The organism is Methylobacterium sp. WL120 (assembly GCF_008039465.1).
Lineage (GTDB): Bacteria > Pseudomonadota > Alphaproteobacteria > Rhizobiales > Beijerinckiaceae > Methylobacterium > Methylobacterium cerastii.
On sequence record NZ_VRUT01000284.1, the window covers coordinates 1 to 2,912 of the forward strand.

Sequence of the window (2,912 nt, forward strand, 5' to 3'; positions counted from 1 at the left end):
CGCCCGAGCCGATCTGGCTGCTGCAGGCGGCGACGGCCACCTCCGCCCGGCCGGCGAGGCGGCGCGCCACCTCCGGCGCAAGGCGGCGCGCCTGCGCGTCGATCGCCTCGGCTTTCCGGGTCAGCAGCCGCAGAGTCGGCAAGCGCTCGGCGAGCCGTTCGGGGTTCAGGTAGAGCCGCAGCGTCGCTTCGAGCGCGGCGTAGGTCATCTTGTCGACGCGCAGCGCCCGCTTGAGCGGGCTCCTGCGGATCTTCCGCAACAGGTCCGTCCGCCCGGCGACGATCCCGCACTGGACCGCACCGAGGAGCTTGTCGCCGCTGAAGGTGACGAGGTCGGCATGCGCCAGCGCTGCCCGCACGGTCGGCTCCGGCGGCAGGCCGTGGGCGGCGAGATCCACCAGGCTGCCGCTGCCGAGATCGACGGCCAGCGGCACGCCGCGGGCGCGGCAGAGCGCGCCGAGTTCGTCGTCCCGGGCCTGCGCCGTGAACCCGCGGATCTCGTAGTTGCTCGGGTGCACCCGCATCACCAGGCCGGTTCGCGGGCCAAGCGCCTCGTCGAAGTCGTGCAGGTGCGTACGGTTGGTGGTGCCGACCTCGCGCAGGCGGCAGCCGGCCCGCGCCATCACGTCGGGGACGCGGAACGAACCGCCGATCTCCACCAGTTCGCCGCGGGAGACCACCACCTCCTTGCGCATCGCCAGGGCGTTGAGGACGAGGAAGACGGCGGCCGCGTTGTTGTTGACGACGATCGCCGCCTCGGCCCCGGTCAGCCGGCAGATCAGCGCCTCGACGTGGTCGTCGCGCTCGCCGCGCTCGCCGGTGGCGAGGTCGAATTCGAGGTTGGCAGCCCCGGTCATCACTGCGGACACCGCTTCGGCCGCCTCCGGCGGCAGCAGGGCGCGGCCGAGGTTGGTGTGCAGCACCGTGCCGGTGAGGTTGAAGACCGGGCGCAGCGAAGCGCGCGACAGCGCAGACAGGCGCCCCTCGACGGCGGCGAGGATCGCGGCCTCGTCCGGGACGCCCTCGGCGCGGGCGCGGATCGCCGCCAAGTCTTCGCGGACGGCGTCTCGGACAGCGGTCCGCCCGAAGGTCTCGATCAGACTGGCAGCAACCTGGTGCCCGAGGAGCCGCTCGACGGAGGGCGGACGCGCGCCCTGGATCTGGTCGCGCGGACGGGGAACGGACGCGAGTGAACTCATGGGCGAAGAGATAGCAGGTCGGACCGCGCCATCCAGTCCCATGTCGGGCTCCGCCCGAATGCCGATCTCGGGAGAGCATGCTTGGCAACACGCGCGAAGGCGGGCAGGAAGGTCGCCGATGGACGCGTATCACAGCCTGCTCACCCGCATCCTCGATGAGGGCTGCGCCAAGGAAGACCGCACCGGCACGGGCACCCTCTCGGTGTTCGGGCATCAGATGCGATTCGATCTCGATCGTGGCTTTCCGCTGGTCACGACGAAGCAGCTGCACCTGCGCTCGATCGTCCACGAGCTGCTGTGGTTCCTGGCCGGGGACACCAACGTCGCCGCGCTGCGCGCCAACGGGGTGACGATCTGGGACGAGTGGGCCGACGCGGACGGCGACCTCGGCCCGGTCTACGGCAAGCAGTGGCGCTCCTGGGAGAAGCCCGGCGGCGGCACCGTCGACCAGATCGCCTGGGTCGTCGAGGAGATCCGCCGCAACCCCGATTCGCGCCGCCTCGTCGTCTCGGCCTGGAATCCGGCCGACCTCGACCGGATGGCGCTGGCGCCCTGCCACTGCCTGTTCCAGTTCTACGTCGCGGACGGGCGGCTCTCGTGCCAGCTCTACCAGCGCTCGGCCGACGCCTTCCTCGGCGTGCCGTTCAACATCGCGAGCTACGCGCTCCTCACCGCGATGATCGCGCAGGTGACGGGGCTCCGGCCCGGCGACTTCGTCCACAGCTTCGGTGACGCGCACCTCTACCGAAACCACCTCGACCAGGCGCGCCTCCAACTCGCCCGCGCGCCGCGCCCGCTGCCGACGCTCCGCCTCAACCCCGAGATCCGCGACCTGTTCGCCTTCCGCTACGAGGACATCGCGATCGAGGGCTACGACCCCCATCCCGCGATCCGCGCACCGGTGGCCGTCTGATGCCCGCTTCGACCGCCGGCGCGCGGCTGCGGATCACCCTCGTCGTGGCGTTGGCCGAGAACGGCATCATCGGCAGGGACAACGGGCTCGCGTGGCACCTGCGCGGGGACCTCAAGCGGTTCAAGGCCGTCACCATGGGCAAGCCGATGCTGATGGGCCGCAAGACCTACGCCTCGATCGGCCGCCCGCTGCCCGGGCGGCGCACGCTGGTGCTGACCCGCGACCGCGGCTTCGCGGCCGAGGGCGTCGAGACGGTCCACGATTGGGCGCAGGCGCTGGCGGCGGCCTCGGCCGAGGAACTGATGGTGGTCGGCGGCGCCGAGATCTACCGGCTCGCGCTGCCCCACGCCGACGCGCTGCGGCTGACCGAGGTGGCGGCGAGTCCCGAGGGCGACGTGCGCTTCCCGGACTTCGACCGGAGCGTGTTTCGCGAGACCTTCCGCGAGGCCCATCCGGCCGGCCCGCACGACGAGCACGCCTACACGTTCGTGGACCTCGAACGCATCCCGTGAAAACCACGATTTCGCACGGATGTGCAGGGGCGTCGGGTCGCGGTTGCCAAAGGGGGCGGCGATGCCCACCTGCCTGCCTTGACAGCAGGCGACGGTCCCTCGCAGGTGCGTAGGCCTCCGCTCGTTCCGGTGGCTGCCTCATCCGGGCAGGTTTGGACACGGTCGCGGGCCGCGTGGGCGGTTCGAACCGTTGGCGCGCGGGCGACCCCGCAGCAGGCAGGAGAAGACGGCTAGCATGCCTTGGAGCAATCAGAGCGGCGGCGGTGGCGGCGGGGGAGGTCCCTGGGGT

At 71.7% G+C, this 2,912-nt stretch carries 3 protein-coding genes; 2 read left to right on the forward strand and 1 reads right to left on the reverse strand.

What is annotated here, in order from left to right; translation table 11 throughout:
* A partial coding sequence (gene selA / locus FV229_RS26220; RefSeq protein WP_147754719.1) for an L-seryl-tRNA(Sec) selenium transferase occupies positions 1-1,198 on the reverse strand: 1,198 nt, incomplete at its 3' end.
* Between the two features lie 118 nt (positions 1,199-1,316).
* Between selA and FV229_RS26225 the strand changes: the two genes are divergently transcribed.
* Together FV229_RS26225 and FV229_RS26230 are read left to right on the forward strand one after the other, a co-directional pair.
* Complete coding sequence (locus FV229_RS26225) at positions 1,317-2,111, forward strand: thymidylate synthase (protein ID WP_147754720.1); 795 nt, start codon at positions 1,317-1,319, stop codon at positions 2,109-2,111.
* Positions 2,111-2,623, forward strand: a complete 513-nt coding sequence (locus FV229_RS26230; protein WP_147754721.1) for a dihydrofolate reductase — start codon at positions 2,111-2,113, stop codon at positions 2,621-2,623. The genes FV229_RS26225 and FV229_RS26230 overlap by 1 nt, the downstream gene beginning before the upstream one ends.
* Positions 2,624-2,912 lie beyond the last annotated feature (289 nt).

Coding starts and splice junctions, on each gene's coding strand:
- FV229_RS26225 (WP_147754720.1), top strand. CDS start 1,317: ATGGACGCGTATCACAGCCTGCTCACCCGCATCCTCGATGAGGGCTGC.
- FV229_RS26230 (WP_147754721.1), top strand. CDS start 2,111: ATGCCCGCTTCGACCGCCGGCGCGCGGCTGCGGATCACCCTCGTCGTG.